The organism is Flagellimonas hymeniacidonis, assembly GCF_008040165.1.
In the GTDB taxonomy this organism is placed as follows: Bacteria; Bacteroidota; Bacteroidia; order Flavobacteriales; family Flavobacteriaceae; genus Flagellimonas; species Flagellimonas hymeniacidonis.
Genome location: NZ_VRUR01000002.1, coordinates 1,385,008 through 1,401,576, shown reverse-complemented (window position 1 = coordinate 1,401,576; position 16,569 = coordinate 1,385,008). Strand labels below are relative to the sequence as shown.

Annotated in this window: 11 protein-coding genes and 1 tRNA gene; 8 read left to right on the top strand and 4 right to left on the bottom strand. The window is 37.9% G+C overall.

Going from position 1 to position 16,569, the window contains the following annotated elements; genetic code table 11:
* The first annotated feature begins 152 nt into the window (after positions 1 to 152).
* Entirely contained in the window at positions 153 to 3,323 is a 3,171-nt protein-coding gene (gene ccsA, locus FVB32_RS15215; RefSeq protein ID WP_147744685.1) for a cytochrome c biogenesis protein CcsA, read from the top strand.
* Between the two features lie 4 nt (positions 3,324 to 3,327).
* Here ccsA and FVB32_RS15210 read toward each other — a convergent pair whose 3' ends face one another.
* On the bottom strand, positions 3,328 to 4,635 hold the full coding sequence (locus FVB32_RS15210; RefSeq protein ID WP_147744684.1) for a M14 family metallopeptidase: 1,308 nt from the start codon (positions 4,633 to 4,635) through the stop codon (positions 3,328 to 3,330).
* A gap of 251 nt (positions 4,636 to 4,886) precedes the next feature.
* Here FVB32_RS15210 and FVB32_RS15205 point away from each other — a divergent pair, with 251 nt between their 5' ends.
* Genes FVB32_RS15205 through bshB1 form a run of 3 tightly spaced genes read left to right on the top strand, consistent with a single transcriptional unit; the run spans position 4,887 to position 8,235 of the window.
* Positions 4,887 to 6,296, top strand: a complete 1,410-nt coding sequence (locus FVB32_RS15205) for an MATE family efflux transporter (protein ID WP_147744683.1) — start codon at positions 4,887 to 4,889, stop codon at positions 6,294 to 6,296.
* Positions 6,297 to 6,331: 35 nt separating this feature from the next.
* Positions 6,332 to 7,501, top strand: a complete 1,170-nt coding sequence (locus FVB32_RS15200) for a trans-sulfuration enzyme family protein (protein ID WP_147744682.1) — start codon at positions 6,332 to 6,334, stop codon at positions 7,499 to 7,501.
* A gap of 11 nt (positions 7,502 to 7,512) precedes the next feature.
* Entirely contained in the window at positions 7,513 to 8,235 is a 723-nt protein-coding gene (gene bshB1 / locus FVB32_RS15195) for a bacillithiol biosynthesis deacetylase BshB1 (protein WP_147744681.1), read from the top strand.
* Here the strand turns inward: bshB1 and FVB32_RS15190 are convergent.
* On the bottom strand, positions 8,232 to 10,319 hold the full coding sequence (locus tag FVB32_RS15190; RefSeq protein WP_147744680.1) for a tetratricopeptide repeat-containing sensor histidine kinase: 2,088 nt from the start codon (positions 10,317 to 10,319) through the stop codon (positions 8,232 to 8,234). The genes bshB1 and FVB32_RS15190 overlap by 4 nt on opposite strands.
* A 313-nt stretch (positions 10,320 to 10,632) precedes the next feature.
* On the opposite strand from FVB32_RS15190, the gene FVB32_RS15185 reads away from it, so the two are divergent.
* A tRNA-His gene (locus FVB32_RS15185) sits at positions 10,633 to 10,708 on the top strand.
* Positions 10,709 to 10,760: 52 nt separating this feature from the next.
* Here FVB32_RS15185 and FVB32_RS15180 read toward each other — a convergent pair.
* Together FVB32_RS15180 and FVB32_RS15175 are read right to left on the bottom strand one after the other, a co-directional pair.
* Positions 10,761 to 12,320, bottom strand: a complete 1,560-nt coding sequence (locus FVB32_RS15180; RefSeq protein WP_147744679.1) for a M28 family peptidase — start codon at positions 12,318 to 12,320, stop codon at positions 10,761 to 10,763.
* 72 nt (positions 12,321 to 12,392) lie between these two features.
* Complete coding sequence (locus tag FVB32_RS15175; RefSeq protein WP_147744678.1) at positions 12,393 to 13,235, bottom strand: helix-turn-helix transcriptional regulator; 843 nt, start codon at positions 13,233 to 13,235, stop codon at positions 12,393 to 12,395.
* A gap of 130 nt (positions 13,236 to 13,365) precedes the next feature.
* Between FVB32_RS15175 and FVB32_RS15170 the strand changes: the two genes are divergently transcribed.
* From FVB32_RS15170 to FVB32_RS15160, 3 genes are read left to right on the top strand one after another with little or no spacing between them, the layout of a single operon-like run.
* The gene (locus tag FVB32_RS15170) at positions 13,366 to 14,271 is read left to right on the top strand and encodes a dihydrodipicolinate synthase family protein (RefSeq protein ID WP_147745080.1); all 906 of its coding nucleotides are present in this window, start codon (positions 13,366 to 13,368) and stop codon (positions 14,269 to 14,271) included.
* Entirely contained in the window at positions 14,272 to 15,282 is a 1,011-nt protein-coding gene (locus FVB32_RS15165) for a 4-hydroxyproline epimerase (RefSeq protein WP_147744677.1), read from the top strand.
* A gap of 1 nt (position 15,283) precedes the next feature.
* Positions 15,284 to 16,540 carry an NAD(P)/FAD-dependent oxidoreductase gene (locus tag FVB32_RS15160; protein ID WP_147744676.1) on the top strand — a complete coding sequence of 419 codons (1,257 nt, stop codon included), beginning with the start codon at positions 15,284 to 15,286 and terminating at the stop codon, positions 16,538 to 16,540.
* The last annotated feature ends 29 nt before the right edge of the window (positions 16,541 to 16,569 follow it).

Genomic DNA, 16,569 nt, shown 5'->3' with positions numbered 1-16,569 from the left:
CTCACAATCCATTCAAAAAACACTGACTATATGTTAATCCATATAATCAGATAAAAAGCAGTTGACAAATTGACAAGGCTTTTGGACTTTTGAGCATAATTTCTCTTTTAAATAGCTTAATTTTGCAAGCTGAAAATACATCTCCAAATTTGATGATAGAGATTCTCAAAAAGACCCTTTTTTCTACAAAACTTATGGCCGTTCTTTTTTTGGTTTTTGCTACTGCGATGGCCATAGGAACTTTTGTAGAAAGCTGGTATAGTACTGAAACGGCTAGAATTTACATTTACAATGCCACGTGGTTTGAAGCCATTATGGTGTTCTTTGTCATAAATTTCACAGGCAATATTTTTAGATACAAACTGCTGAGCTGGAAAAAATGGCCAGTATTGATACTACACCTTTCTTGGATTTTAATCATTATTGGTGCTTTTGTAACAAGGTATATCAGTTATGAAGGCATGATGCCTATTAGAGAAGGGAAAACCGAAAATAGATTCTATTCTGATAAGACCTATTTGACTGCCTTTGTGGATGGTGAAATAAATGGAGAAACCAAGAGAAAGGTTTTAGAAGATGACTTGCTTATTACAGCGGAGGGAATGCGTTCTAGCCTGCCTTGGAAATCTGATTTCAATGGTGAACCATTTACTATTAATTATATTGATTTCATCGCAGGTGCCGAAGAAGGATTAGTTCCAGATGAACAGGGCAATGAGTATCTTAAAATAGTAGAAGCTGGAGATGGTCAACGCCATGAACATTATTTGGAAAGTGGAAAGATTGCCAGTATACACAATGTACTTTTCTCACTAAACAATGAAACCGATGGAGCGATAAATATTTACACAACTAATGACGGCTATCAAATTAAATCTCCTTTTCCTGGAAATTTCATGCGCATGGCTGATCAGTTTCAAGGCCAGTTGGTAAATGACAGTCTACAAACGCTGCAGTTACGCTCTCTATATACCATGGCTGGAATGCAGTTTGTAATCCCCGAACCTTTGGTTAAGGGCAGCTACGGGATAGTTAAGGTTCCTGAAAATGAGATTACCGAGGCCACTCAAGATGCACTGATAGTATCGATTACTGCAAATGGGGAAACTATAGAACAAAAATTATTGGGAGGAAAGGGCACTTCTAACTTTTCAGATAAAATTAAAGTTGGTGGCCTGGACTTTTCATTGAGTTATGGCTCTAAAGTACATGAGCTCCCCTTTGCTATTCAATTAAATGACTTTATCGCAGAAAAATACCCCGGCACCGAGGCAGGCTATGCCTCTTTTATGAGCAAAATTACCGTGGAAGATGATCGCTCGTTCGACTATGACATCTTCATGAACCACGTTTTGGACCATAAAGGATACCGCTTTTTTCAATCCAGTTTTCATCCAGATGAAAAAGGAACAGTGCTATCTGTTAACCACGATTTTTGGGGCACATGGATTACCTATATTGGTTATTTTTTACTTTATCTAGGGTTAATGGGCATTATGTTCTTTGGAAAAACCCGTTTTCGTGACCTTCAAAAATCTTTGGAGAAAATTAAGGCGAAAAAAGCCACTTTGGCTACAATTGCTTTTTTCTTGTCTACCTCCTTGGCTATTTCTCAGCAAGATGATTCAAAAAATCACGAACATTCTAATCTTCCTACACAAGAACAGGTAGATTCCATTATTAAAACTACCATTGTTAAAGAAGAGCATGCAGAAAACTTTGGAGCTCTTGTTATTCAAGATGAAGGGGGTAGAATGAAACCCATCCACACCTTTGCTTCTGAGCTGCTTCGGAGGTTGAGCGGAAAGAACACGTACAACGATTTGTCGGCAAATCAAGTCTTTCTTTCCATGATGATGAATCCAGGTGTTTGGTACAACACCGAGTTCATAGCACTTGGAAAAAAAGAGAACGACAGCCTTCGTAGTATTATTGATGTCCCCAAGAAAACAAAATATGTAAAGGCCACGGATTTTTTTGATGAAAAGGGGACCTATAAGTTGCAACCCTATTTGGAGAAAGCAACTTCAACGACCAACCCTTCCAATTTTGAAAAAGATTTTAAAAAGGTAGGGGAGCGGCTTAGCCTTTTGAACATTGCTTTAAGTGGACAGATAGTTAAAATATTTCCTTTGCTCAATGATGAAAACAACAAATGGATTTCTGCTATTGAGTATCGTTCTGGCCAATACCAAGTGGCGGATTCTCTATATGCCAATTTTATAAAAAATTCAATGCCCTATTATTTGGGCTCGCTTAAAACTGCAATTGAAACAGGAGATTATTCCCAACCAGATAAATTATTGGATGCTTTTAAGCAAAACCAGAAAAACCATGGTTCAGAGGTACTCCCCGATGAAAAAAAGGTAGAGATTGAAATCATCTACAACAAACTTGATATTTTCAATCGATTGTACAAGTACTACGGTCTGATTGGCTTATTTCTATTCTTTGTTCTCATATTTCGAATTTTTAAGGACAGAGAAATTTGGAAGGCAACAGCATATGCATTTAAGGGAATAGTAATTATCCTATTTATATGGCACACGGCCGGTTTGGCTTTACGCTGGTACATTTCCGGGCACGCCCCATGGAGTGATGCTTATGAAAGCATCTTATACGTTTCCTGGGCGACTATGGGAATAGGCTTGGCTTTAGGAAGAAAAAGTGATTTAACTCTAGCTGCAAGCGCTTTTGTAACTGCTTTGCTTCTCGCAGTGGCACATCAAAGCTGGGTAGATCCAGCTATAGCCAATTTACAACCGGTTCTTGATAGTTATTGGCTTATGATACATGTTGCGGTTATCGTGGGAAGTTATGGACCCTTGACCGTAGGTATGATTTTAGGTGTTGTTTCTTTGATACTCATTATTCTTACCAACAAAAAGAACAAGGAGCGCATGGAACTCAATATAAAAGAGTTAATAGTGATCAATGAACTAGCCTTGACCACTGGTCTTGTTATGCTTACCATAGGTAATTTTCTGGGAGGACAATGGGCCAATGAAAGTTGGGGACGTTATTGGGGATGGGATCCTAAAGAAACTTGGGCCTTGATTTCAATTATGGTTTATGCTTTTGTATTGCATATGCGACTAGTGCCCGGATTGCGTGGAAAATGGACCTTTAGCTTTGCCAGTATTATTGCCTTTGCCAGTATTATGATGACCTATTTTGGGGTCAACTTTTATTTGGTAGGCCTACATAGCTATGCTAGCGGTGATCAAGTGATAACCCCTAGCTTTATTTGGTATACCGTACTTGGGGTATTTATCTTAGGAGGTGTAAGTTTTTGGAGATATCGCGTCAATTATGCGAAATAATCTCTCATTCGGTTTCTAGCAAAAGACGCATGAGTTCCTCTGCGGCTACCTTTCCCTTTTCTTTTAAAAACGGCCTTGGAGTGTTGTCCCCCAGCTCAAAAACAATGGCTGGCATTTGATGCTTCACAAAAAAATAAGTACGGGATACCATGGTTGGATCCAATTTATCTGAAGCTTTCACATTGGATTTTTTCTGTGGAAGTCTATCACTAATACTATCAATCCAATCAAATACAATTTTGCCTTTTTCCCCCGTCACTGTTGTATCCAAAGGATAATAAATATCATCCCATGTGGAATGAAAGTCTGCTCCAAAGACAAACTCATACCCGTCAGTGCTTTTTTTGTTTAAAAAATCTCGAACACTTTTGGTTTCGGGTTGATTAAAATTTTGCCAATCCCTATTTAGGTCTATTCCACCCATATTATGACGCCAATGCCCATTATCAGCACCATCAGGATTCATAAGTGGAACCACAAAAACCGTATGTTTTTCTCTAAAGTTTTTGGCTTGTTCTGTGTCACTGGAAATAGTTTCAATAAAAGATTTCATAGCAATAAAACCAGTTACCTCAGGTGGATGCTGTCGGGAGATAATCATCAGCGCTTTTTTAGTAAGGCTACTATCATTTATTTCCATCAGGTGCATTGGTCGCTTTTCTGTGGTCTTTCCAATTTCATAGTTGGATATGAATGGTTTTGTAGATAACGAATCAATCCAACTTTTCACCCGTTTTGAAGTGTATAGTTCTTGTGCTGACACCCATATAGGATTTTTGCCAATGGACAAGGTCAACTCTGCAAGTTCCGGTACGGCTTTAATGCCAAATTCTCCTTCTCCTGGATTAATGGCCTTAAAATTAGTACTGTCCAAGCTTTTAAAATGTATCCCATCCGTACTTATTTTGGGATAATATCGACTTCTGGAATCTTGATAGGAAAGTTTAATCGTTATGTCTCTGGGATTTTCTGTCCATACTTTAAATGCATACCAAGGACTTACATTAATAGGAGTGTTTTCTGCAGTGATCCATACGGTATAATGATCATTCCCATCTGCAGCTACCCCGTTTAGGCGGGCACCATCAAAATCATTGGTAAAAAAAGTACTATCGCTATCAAAAGACCAAATTCCTTTCCATTGTTTCTGAACTGGTTTATTTACTGTGGGTACAATAGGACTTGGTTGTTGGCCTTGATACCCGGTTGGCTTTTCCTTAATTGCAGTTTCTGTGTTGATGGAACTGGCTGAGTTCTTACAAGAAGTAAGAATGAATAATCCGATAAATAATGATACTAAAGTAAGCCTCATATATAAAGTTTTGGCAGTTTGGATTCAATGATTTTTTGATTTGGTATAAAAATATGATTTTCTTTTTTCGAATTAATTCGATGCCTTAATATGAAGAATATAATTTTTTTTAGCATCTTTGTCCCCATCATGAAGTTATAGAATTATGTACACAATAGATGTCACCCTTGGCTTTAAGCCAAAAAAGTAACCGAAAACTTTTTCGGTACGGCTGACATTTCCATTCTTTTTTCACACATAATTCTTTTATAATGACAAATTCAAATATATTTTCTTTTAAAAAATTCCTTAATTATTTCTGGATTGCTGTAACTGGCAAGGAAACAGAATTTACTTCTGGCAGTATTCGAAAAGCAATCTTTATGCTCTCCATCCCCATGATTTTGGAGATGCTTATGGAATCCATTTTTGCGCTGGTAGATATCGCATATGTATCCCAAGTAAGCGTAAATGCAGTTGCTACTATTGGACTAACGGAATCTGTAATTACTCTAATTTATGCACTTGCAATTGGTTTGAGTATGGCAGCAACCGCAGTTGTAGCCCGTAGAATAGGGGAAAAGGATGTTCAAGGTGCTAGAGTGGCCGCAGTACAGGCCATTGGGTTAGGTGTGATTATTTCCATTCTTTTAGGAGTCGTTGGAGTCTTTTATGCCAAGGAAATATTGGCATTAATGGGAGGCGAACCAGACCTAATTGCAGAAGGGTATGGGTACACCAAGTTTTTAATAGGGGGGAACATCACTATCATGCTGTTGTTTTTAATTAATGCGATTTTTAGAGGAGCGGGTGATGCTTCCATCGCTATGTGGACACTGGTGCTGTCTAACGGACTCAATATCATTTTAGACCCCATATTTATTTTTGGATGGGGTCCAGTTCCTGAGTATGGTGTAATGGGAGCCGCTATAGCGACCAATATAGGTCGAGGTACTGCTGTTTTATTTCAATTGGGAATTTTGTTTTTTGGTTGGAGTAAAATTAAACTTGTCCTAAAAGATTTGGTCTTCAATCTTGGTGTCATGATCAATTTGGTCAAAGTATCGCTTGGAGGTATTGCGCAATTTTTAATTGGAACATCGAGCTGGGTGTTTCTCATGCGAATTATGTCCGAATTTGGTAGCGAGGTTTTGGCTGGATATACCATTGCTATTAGGGTAATCATGTTCACCTTAATGCCTGCATGGGGAATGAGTAATGCGGCAGCTACTTTAGTAGGGCAGAATTTAGGCGCCAAAAAACCGGATAGAGCTGAGATCTCAGTTTGGAAAACTGGGAAGTATAACGCCTATTTTATGGGAGTGGTGTCGTTGGTGTATCTCATTTTTGCCAAGAGTATTATCTCGTGGTTCAATGCAACGCCTAGTGTTGTTGAAAACGGCGCACTTTGCCTACAGATTATAGCAATAGGATATGTTTTTTATGCCTACGGCATGGTAGTTACTCAGGCATTCAATGGTGCTGGGGATACCAAAACACCTACTAAAATCAACTTTTTCTCATTTTGGATGTTTCAATTGCCCTTGGCTTATTTGGCGGCACTTACATTTGGGTTTGGAGCAAAAGGTGTTTTTATTGCTATTACGGCAGCGGAAGTTGTATTGGCAGTAATGGCCATTATATGGTTCAAAAAAGGAAAGTGGAAGCAGGTCCAAGTATAAGCGGTTTCGTATCTTTAACCTAAAGTTTTAGCACTATGAATTCAGATAAAAAAGGTGTAAATACGGTCTGCACGCATGCAGGCGAACTAGAAGATAAAGAATATAAAGGAGCTGTATCCCCTTTGTATATGAGTACATCATATGCTTTTGAGGATGTGGGTGTAAAACGGTACCCAAGATACTTTAACACTCCAAATCAAGAAGCTTTATGCAAGAAATTGGCAGCCTTGGAACATGCTGAGGCTGCTATGATTTTTGGTAGCGGAATGGCAGCAATTAGCACTGCATTGATGGCTTTTTTACAAGCGGGAGACCATATTGTGTTACAGCAGACCCTTTATGGAGGAACTTATAATTTTGCTGTAACGCAGTTTGAAAAATATGGGATTAGCTATTCATTTACCGACGGATGGACTGTTGCAGATTTTGAGAAGGAAATCCAACCCAATACAAAGGTTATTTATATAGAAACCCCATCAAACCCGCTATTGACCATTACAGATTTAAATGGAATTGCAGCACTTGCAAAGAAGCATGGTTTAATCTCCATGATTGATAACACTTTTGCAAGCCCCATAAATCAAAATCCAATTGATTTTGGAATAGATGTGATTCTGCATAGTGCTACCAAGTATATGGGTGGGCATTCAGATATTTGCGCAGGAGTTATAGTTTCTTCGCAAGAATATATGGATACGGTTTTCCAATCCGCTATTTGCTTTGGAGGAAGTCTAAGTGATTATACGGTTTGGCTTTTGGAGCGAAGTATCAAGACCATGGGAATTAGGGTACAGGCCCAAAATGATAACGCTATGAAGATGGCTACCTATCTTGAGGGAAGCAGTGATGTGGAAAATGTGTATTATCCCGGTTTGCATACGCATCCTGATTACAATTTAGCAAAATCACAGATGAAAGGCTTTGGTGGAATGCTCTCTTTTGAATTGAATTCCGATATTGATGCCTCATCGTTTTTCAAACATCTTAAACTCATAAAACCATCGATGAGTTTGGCGGGTATTGAGAGTACGGTGCTGTCACCTACCAAAACATCCCATGCCTTAATGAGCGCAGAAGACCGACAGAAACAAGGAATTAAGGATTCTCTTATAAGATTTTCGTTAGGTATTGAAGAAATTGAAGACTTAGTGCAAGATATTGAGCAAGCTATTGCCAAAGTAAAATCAATGGCTGTACCTGTATAATAAAGACATTCATGAAGTTAGATATTTTAGTATTTGGCGCCCATCCAGATGATGCTGAGTTAGGTGCAGGCGGAACTATTGCCAAAGAAGTTTCTAGAGGTAAAAAAGTTGGGATAGTAGATTTAACACGAGGGGAATTAGGAACTCGGGGCTCAGCCGAAATTAGAGATCAAGAAGCAGCAAATGCCGCAAAAATTTTGGGAATCGTTGTTAGGGAGAATATGGAATTTGCTGATGGTTTCTTTGTTAATGATAAGGAACATCAGATGGAGATTATTAAAATGATTCGAAAATACCGTCCGGAAATTGTACTCTGCAATGCTATTGATGATAGACATATTGATCACCCCAAAGGGAGTAAATTAGTAAGCGATGCGTGCTTTTTAAGTGGATTGATAAAGATTGACACCAAAATGGATGGTGATGATAAGTGGCAAGATGCTTGGCGCCCAAAAGTGGTATATCATTTTATTCAATGGAAAAACTTAGAACCAGATTTTGCTGTGGATGTTTCTGGCTTTATTGATAAAAAGACTGAAGCCATTTTGGCTTATAGTTCACAATTTTTTGACCCAAAGAGCGATGAACCCGCTACGCCGATAAGCAGCAAAAACTTTATTGATAGTGTTAATTATAGGGCTAGAGACTTGGGAAGATTAATAGGAGTTGAGCATGCCGAAGGTTTTACGGTAGAACGGTGTTTGGCCGTTGATAACCTTGATGATTTGATCTAACTGGCGTTTTGATAGCTCTTTTCAGCTTTTGGAAGCGTAAAGTAAAAAGAAGACCCCTTACGCAATACGCTTTCTACCCAAATTTCCCCTTGATTTTTTAGAATCATTTCTTTGCATAAAGAAAGTCCTAGACCAGTACCACGTTCATTATTGGTACCGTAGGTTGTAATATTAGAGGTGTTCGCGAATATTTTTTTCTGAATTTCTTTGTTCATTCCTATACCTGTATCCCTAATCATTATCTGCCAGATGTCCTTTTTCTCCTCGGCTTCAATGGTAATCAATCCATTTTCTGGTGTAAATTTAATGGCATTGCTCAACAAATTCCGGATTACAATATCAATCTGGTTCTGGTCAGCCCAAATAAGTGGGTTTTCAGGCAATTGATTCATAATTTTAATGGATTTACCTGCGGCCACTTCTGATAATAGCCTCATGTTTCCATTGACCAGTTTTTCCAGCGAAACCTTTTTTGGTTTAGTAACAACTCCATTCAGTTGTGTTTGTCCCCAAGACAGTAAATTATTTAGGGCAAAGGAGATATGTTCTACATCTGTTTTCAGTTTTGGAATGAAGGATAAGAATTCTTCTTTACCTATTTCTCCATCAGTAAACAACTTTAGCATTCCTTGTAGAGCACCAATTGGGCCTCTAAGATCATGCCCGATTATAGAGAATAACTTGGTTTTTGTTCTATTTATTTCGCTAAGCTGCGACTCTCTTTCACTTACTACAGCCGATTTTTCCTGTAGCTCCCTGTTCAATTTTTTCTGGATATGCTCACTACGTCTAACAATAAATGTGACTACGGCCAATATGAGTAAAATAGCAACAGAGAAGTAGATATAGTTTCTTTGTTTAGCCAATGCGGCATCATTTGTTGCAATAAGTTCCATTTTTTCCTGCTCATATTGCAGTTTCGTTTTTAATAAGGATAAACTTTGTTTGTTCTTATCTTTTGACAGTGAATCTGACAGCTTTTTAAAGATTTCCAGGTACGTAAGAGCAAGAGTATGATTTCCTTTGTTCTTATGTAACTCATATAAAGTTTCTGAGCAATCTATTTGGCCTTGTAATGATTTTATTTTTTTGGATAACTGCAACCCCCTATCAGCATATTGTTGGGAAAGGCTATCTCTACCAAGACCCAGATATACTTTTGCCATTCCGTTTAATAATTGAATTTCTTCTCTTTCATCATCAAGCTGCTGGTTATGCAACAAACTACTTTGATCGTACCAATATAGTGCCCATTGGTATTTGCCTTGTTCTAAATAAATACTCCCTTTTACCTCATAGGCATAGGCCAACCAATCATAAATCTTATGCTTTTCAAAAGTTGCAATACTCTTGTTTATATTGAACATGGCATACTCAAAGTTCTCTGCATCTTTGTACATAGAAGCCATATTGCTTTGTGTTTCGGCATGAATGATGTCATTACCGAGTGCCTTGTTCATCGCTTGTACCGTGTCGTAAAAAATAAGCGCATTTTCAAAATCCCTTTGATCTGCATATAAGCTTGCAATATTTTCATTCAAAATGGACAACATTTTCTTGCTATCTATTTGTTTTGCTACATCAATACCTATTAAGTACAGGTTTAGCGCTTCGGCATAGTTGCCCTCATAACTATAGTCATGAGCCAAAGCGTTAATAATATTTAGTTCTCCTCGTTTGTCACCCACTTCTTTGGCTAATTTGAGCGCTCTTTTAAAAAGGTCCTTGGAATTTGTTCGTTCTCCCTCATCAGAGTAGTAACTGCCCAATGCTTCTAATGCTTTAATTTTTCCAGGAACATAATCTATTGCTTTACTCAGTTTCAAAACACGCTCAGAAATGGAGCGTAAACTATCGTTATTTATAAAGCGATAAGAAAAAGCTAAACTGGAGAGTAATTTTATGTGCGTAGTATCTTTTGGATTAAAACGATTTGTTGATTCCAATCTTTTTAACCGAAACTCAACACTATCCTTGTTATCTCTTTGGGCATTAATATGGGAAGCAAATAGCAGTACACCGAAAAGCACGACTATTTTCCTTGGTAGGTTTTTAAATGGTATTGTTAGGTTCTGTTGGGACATAAGATGCCAAAATCTTGATTAGTAAAAATAATTATGTAGCTTTTTCTAAAGAACTAAATGTTGTGAACAGCTAAAAAATGTGTGTTTTGTCTGTTAAATAGTGTATTTCATCGGTAAAACGCTTGTGACAGTATTGATTCGGTTTTATTGGAATATGATGAGATATAAGAATATAGGCTTATAAATACCCTTAATCACAAGGTGATAATTTCGTAAATTACCTGAACATGAAACTTTAATATTTCTTTGGAGGTAAAGGCCAATTTATTTTGATTGGATTAATAAAAAAAGTATTTTTGCCTCCGCTTAAAATGGTGGTTGTAGCTCAGTTGGTTAGAGCGCCTGATTGTGGTTCAGGAGGTCGTCGGTTCGAGACCGATCTTCCACCCAAAAGAAAAGCCCTTCTATATAGAAGGGCTTTTTGTTATCTTAGTTTGTAAATTATTCAATTGCCTTGTCCACAATCACTTTATTTTCTCTATTGGCCACTTCCCAAGCAGTATAGAAAACAAGCCTTGTTCTGTTCTCCAAGAGATCATAATTTATCTTATCTGGAGTATCTCCAGGTCTATGGTAATCGGCATGTGTTCCGTTGAAGTAAAAGATGATTGGAATATTGTTTTTTGCAAAGTTGTAGTGATCACTTCTGTAATAAAATCTATTGGGGTCGTTTTCATCATTGTACTTGTAATCAAATTCAATATTGGTATACTTTTTATTTATTTCTTCAGAAAGATTGTGGAGTTCCGTACTTAACTTGTCGGATCCAATCAGATAAATATAGTTTCTATCTCCAACTCTTTTAGGGTCAATTCTACCAATCATATCAATATTGAGATTGGCTACCGTTTGTGCCAAGGGTACCACTGGTTCATAATCTGTGTAATACTTGGAACCTAGTAATCCTTTTTCTTCGCCAGTCACATGTAAAAATACAATAGAACGTTTAGGTCCTTCCCCGGCTTCCGCTGCTTTCTTAAAAGCTTCCGCAATTTCCAAAAGAGCCACACTGCCAGAACCATCATCATCCGCTCCATTATTTATTTGCCCATCTGCCGTTACACCAATATGATCTAAATGAGAAGATACTACAACATATTCATTTGGTTTTTCAGAACCTTTTAGGATAGCCACAACATTTTCTGAATGTACTTCTTCATTTCCACTAGTAGCATTGAGAACAATATCGGTAGTAATTGTTTTGGGTGTGTTATCTGTTTGAATATCCTCTTTGAGAGCAGTGGCAGATTTTTCACTAAGCAGTACCATAAAGCTATCGGAAGCTTCTTCTCTAAGTGACATTTTGCCAGCTTTATTGGTCTTCATAAAGTCGAAATAGCTTTTGTATCTAGCAAAATTTTGTACATCAAAATACAAAACGCCAACTGCTCCTTTTTCTACAGCAAGGTTCGATTTTTTACCCAAAGCTTCTGACATATTGCTCCAAACCGACTTTTCTTCAGTCCCGGAAACAACATAGGTGCTATTAGCATTCACGGGTTCCCCTGATTTTATCAACACCAATTTTCCGCTAACATTCAATCCCTTATAATCAGAATAGGTTTCTGTTTCAACTCCGTATCCTGCGTAAACAATATCTGTAAAAGTGCCTACGGCTTCAGTAAAGGTTAGCGCATCAGCACCCAATTCAAAGACATTACCATTAATCATAATGTTTCCTTCAGGAACCTTTGCCACTTCTAGTGGAACCTTTTGAAAATAATCTCCGTCTTCTTTTGCGGCAGGAATATCCAAGGTTTCATACTGGGATTTAAGGTATTCAACTGCCTTTTTTTGTCCTGGTGTCCCAGTTTCCCTACCTTCAAATTCATCAGAGGCATAGATGTACAAATGCTCTTTTAATTCATCTTGGGTTATGGTCTCGGCATAGGCGACCGGATCGGCAGAAACGTTAGACGGTTCAGATTGTTTGTCAACGGTTTTTTGAGCAGAATTGCACGAGAAAACCAAACCAGCGACCAACAGCAGTATTTTTTTCATTTGTACTTGTTTAGCATATAATCCGCCAAAAATAATGAAAGAAAAGTTATCCAATGTTCTAAATAAAACGATTTAACTCAATGATTGTACGAACCTAGATGGATTAACGCCTTTAATTTCCCTAAACTTTCTGTTGAAGTTTGAAATGGAGTTGAACCCTGATAAATGAGCAACTTCCAAAACAGAAAGATCTTTGTTGTTGTATAGCAACTGGCTTCCGTGTTCCACCCTCACCTCGATTAAGAAATTAAAAAAAGTCTTATTTGTGCGTTGTTTAAAAAAACGACAGAAAGCATTGGGAGTCATATGCACTAGTTCCGAAACCTTTTCGAGGGTAATTTTCTGGTCAAAGTTTTGCATTACAAAATCGAAAACGGACCGTAACCTTTCCCCGTGATCATCGGATATTTCTTTGGATTGAGTAAAATTAGAAAGTTTGTGTTTTCTGCATTCACTCAGTGTTTTAAGGAGCTGTAAGAACAAAATAAACCTCGAAAAGTAATCCGCAGAGACTATGGATTCCATGAGTTGAGGTATCATATTTTCATTGCGGCTCAATTTGAATCCTGACTCCGCATACTTAAAAAAGCTTTTTAACCCTTCCATCTCCCTACGTTCAAAAAAGGAATCCCCAAAAGAGGCTCTTGTAAAGAAAATAGAGATCATAAAAGAATCCGTATAGTCTACAGTGCTTTTAAACAAATGGGGAAGACCACTACCAATAACAAAAAAATCTCCGTCTTTAAACGAGTGTACATTACCGCCTACAATTAGCTTTCCATGTCCATTTATGATGAGGCTTAATTGAATTTCCTCATGTTGATGGAGTTTATCAAAAAATGTAGGCCCTTTGTCACATTGTACAATTATATTCTCACCAGGCTTTTTCGGAACTTTAAAAGCATATACTTTCATACAATCCAAAATTACCTAAAAAAATGTATAAATATCTATAAATAGGTTAATATAGTATCGGTTTTAGATAATTTTGAGTGAAATAGGCCAAAACTGATGAACTACTTTTGAACAAAACAATTTAACTATGATGTCATTTGAATGGAAAGGTGTAATGCCTGCTGTTACTACAAAGTTCACCAATGAAGATACATTGGACCTAGAAATGTTTGCAACGAACATAAATGCCCAACTTGACGCTGGAGTGAGCGGTATTATATTGGGAGGAACATTAGGTGAAGCTAGCACTTTAGATGAGGATGAAAAACGAATTTTAATTGAGCATACAGTGGACTTGGTACAAGGAAAAGTCCCTGTGGTAATGAATATTGCTGAGCAATCTACAAAAGGAGCTATTAAAGCTGCCGAAAATGCTGAAAGGTACGGAGCTAGTGGACTTATGATGCTCCCTCCAATGCGATATAAGTCTACTGATTATGAAACAATGGCTTATTTTGAAGCTGTGGCAAAAAGTACCACACTACCTATTATGGTATACAACAATCCAGTCGATTACAAGATTGAGGTTACCCTGGATATGTTTGAGCAACTGTTGAAGCACGACAACATCAAGGCGGTTAAAGAATCTACTAGGGATATCACCAATATTACCAGGATAAGAAATACATTTGGGGACCGACTAAAGGTTTTAGGGGGAGTAGATACCTTGGCCATGGAAAGTCTTTTGATGGGCGCCGACGGCTGGGTAGCTGGATTGGTTTGCGCATTTCCAAAAGAAACTGTAGCCATATATAAATTGGTAAAGGCTGGAAGAGTGGCAGAAGCCACAGAAATTTACCGCTGGTTTATGCCCTTACTAGAATTGGACATCAATCCACAATTGGTGCAAAACATTAAGTTGGCCGAGGTCGCTACAGGAATCGGAACAGAGAATGTAAGGGCTCCGCGATTGCCCTTGCAAGGTAAAGAGCGTAAACGAGTGTTATCAATTATTGATGAAGGAGTAAAAACAAGACCACAAATTCCTAGCTTATAAATGAGCGTACATACATTTAAGTGCATTGATGCCCATACCTGTGGCAATCCCGTTAGACTTGTTGTGGACGGTGGTCCAAAACTGGAAGGGAATACCATGGAGGAGAAGCGTCAGCATTTTATGAAGGATTTCGATTGGGTAAGAACAGGCTTAATGTTTGAACCTAGAGGTCATGATATGATGAGCGGAAGTATTCTTTACCCTCCTCATGATGATAAGAACGATATAGCAGTATTATTTATAGAAACAAGTGGTTGTTTACCTATGTGCGGTCATGGTACCATAGGCACAATAACAATTGCCCTTGAAGAAGGGTTAATACAACCCAAAACGAAAGGAAGGGTAAGGTTGGAAACCCCAGCAGGATTGGTAGAAATTGAATACCACAAGCCAGATAAAAAAGTGGAATGGGTAAAATTGACCAATGTTAAAAGTTATTTGGCAGCACAAGATTTAAATATAAGCAGTGCAGTATTAGGTAAGTTGAATTTTGATGTGGGGTTTGGCGGGAATTTTTATGCCATTGTAGATCCTCAACAAAATTTCCCAGGAATTCAAGATTTCACCGCCAGTGAATTGATTCAGTTTTCGCAAGAAATCAGAAAGAAAATCAACAACAAATACACAGACACTTTTATACATCCAGAAAACCGGAACATTAACCAAGTTTCACACATACTATGGGCTGGCACCCCTCTTGAGCAGAGTTCCTCAGGGAGAAATGCCGTTTTTTATGGGGACAAAGCCATAGATCGCTCTCCTTGTGGAACGGGAACTTCCGCACGTATGGCACAACTGCATGCAAAGGGATTGCTAAAATTAGGAGAAGAATATATACATGAAAGCTATATAGGGTCTAAATTTGTTGGAGTAGTAGAACAAGAAACCATGCTTCAGGATAAAAAGGCAATCGTACCTAGTGTAAAAGGATGGGCAAAAATATATGGTAGAAATATCATTACAATTGACTCGGAAGATGATCCCTATGCATATGGTTTTCAAGTGATTTAGCATGAGCAAAGGCAAAAAAGTTATTGTAGTAGGAGGGGGAATCGTTGGGCTTTCCACAGCATATTTTTTACAGAAGGAAGGTCATGAAGTCACCGTTTTGGATAAATCCAATATCAATTCAGGTGCTTCTTTTGTCAATGCAGGATATATAACACCAAGCCATATCGTTCCCTTGGCTTCTCCAGGAATGATTACAAAAGGGATAAAGTATATGTTTAATTCATCTAGCCCCTTTTATATGAAACCAAGACTTGATTTGGATTTTATGAAATGGGCGTGGTATTTTAAAAAGTCCTCTACAAAGTCAAAAGTAGAAAAGGCTATGCCTATCATTCGAGATATTAATCTATTAAGTAGGGAGTTGTTCGAAGGGATTAAATCCTCAGGAGAGTTAGGCGATTTTCATTTGGAGCGAAAGGGGTTATTAATGTTGTATAAGACCGAGAAAGAAAGAGATCATGAAATGGAAGTTGCACAAAAGGCTGGTGATTTAGGACTAGAGGTAAACAACCTCGATATGGATGGTTTACGTAAAATGGAACCTAATATTGAATTAAATGCACTAGGTGCCATTCATTACGAATGCGATAGACATACAACCCCAAAGCAGTTTATGGAAAGAATGCTGGATTTTCTTCAAAACAATGGGGTTGTTATCAAGAAAAACGAAGAAGTTGTTGATATTATAACTACTGGTGGAAGAGTTACCGAAGTAAGGACAAAAAAAGCAAGCTATGCAACTGAGGAGGTTGTTTTTGCAGCTGGGTCTTGGACCTCACAACTTTCAAAGAAATTGAAGACAAAAATACCCATGCAAGCTGGTAAAGGATACAGAATAAATGTGGAGGCATCAACTAACATATCAATGCCAGCTATTTTAATGGAAGCAAAAATGGCAGTGACTCCAATGGCCGGATATACGCGTTTTGCAGGAACAATGGAATTTTCGGGAATCAACAATATTGTTAGAAAAGAACGAGTGGAAGCAATAGCAAGAGGAGCAGAGAGTTTTTACAAAGGGCTTAAAATTTCTGAAGAGGATAAGAGCAACGCTAAGTGCGGACTGCGACCTGTTACTCCAGATGGACTTCCATATATTGGAAGATCCAAGCAATATGAAAATTTAACCTTTGCCACCGGACATGCCATGATGGGTTGGAGTTTGGGCCCGGCAACAGGCAAATTGGTATCTGAATTAATTTCAGTTAAAAAAACTAGCATGGATATTGCACCTTTTGCCCCAGAACGCAAATTTTAATAGATAACATTTTCTTTTGGATTGCATAA

Excerpts from the sequence above, each read along its gene's own strand:
- ccsA (WP_147744685.1), top strand. The coding sequence starts at position 153 with ATGATAGAGATTCTCAAAAAGACCCTTTTTTCTACAAAACTTATGGCC.
- FVB32_RS15210 (WP_147744684.1), bottom strand. The coding sequence starts at position 4,635 with ATGAGGCTTACTTTAGTATCATTATTTATCGGATTATTCATTCTTACT.
- FVB32_RS15205 (WP_147744683.1), top strand. The coding sequence starts at position 4,887 with ATGACAAATTCAAATATATTTTCTTTTAAAAAATTCCTTAATTATTTC.
- FVB32_RS15200 (WP_147744682.1), top strand. The coding sequence starts at position 6,332 with ATGAATTCAGATAAAAAAGGTGTAAATACGGTCTGCACGCATGCAGGC.
- bshB1 (WP_147744681.1), top strand. The coding sequence starts at position 7,513 with ATGAAGTTAGATATTTTAGTATTTGGCGCCCATCCAGATGATGCTGAG.
- FVB32_RS15190 (WP_147744680.1), bottom strand. The coding sequence starts at position 10,319 with ATGTCCCAACAGAACCTAACAATACCATTTAAAAACCTACCAAGGAAA.
- FVB32_RS15180 (WP_147744679.1), bottom strand. The coding sequence starts at position 12,320 with ATGAAAAAAATACTGCTGTTGGTCGCTGGTTTGGTTTTCTCGTGCAAT.
- FVB32_RS15175 (WP_147744678.1), bottom strand. The coding sequence starts at position 13,235 with ATGAAAGTATATGCTTTTAAAGTTCCGAAAAAGCCTGGTGAGAATATA.
- FVB32_RS15170 (WP_147745080.1), top strand. The coding sequence starts at position 13,366 with ATGTCATTTGAATGGAAAGGTGTAATGCCTGCTGTTACTACAAAGTTC.
- FVB32_RS15165 (WP_147744677.1), top strand. The coding sequence starts at position 14,272 with ATGAGCGTACATACATTTAAGTGCATTGATGCCCATACCTGTGGCAAT.
- FVB32_RS15160 (WP_147744676.1), top strand. The coding sequence starts at position 15,284 with ATGAGCAAAGGCAAAAAAGTTATTGTAGTAGGAGGGGGAATCGTTGGG.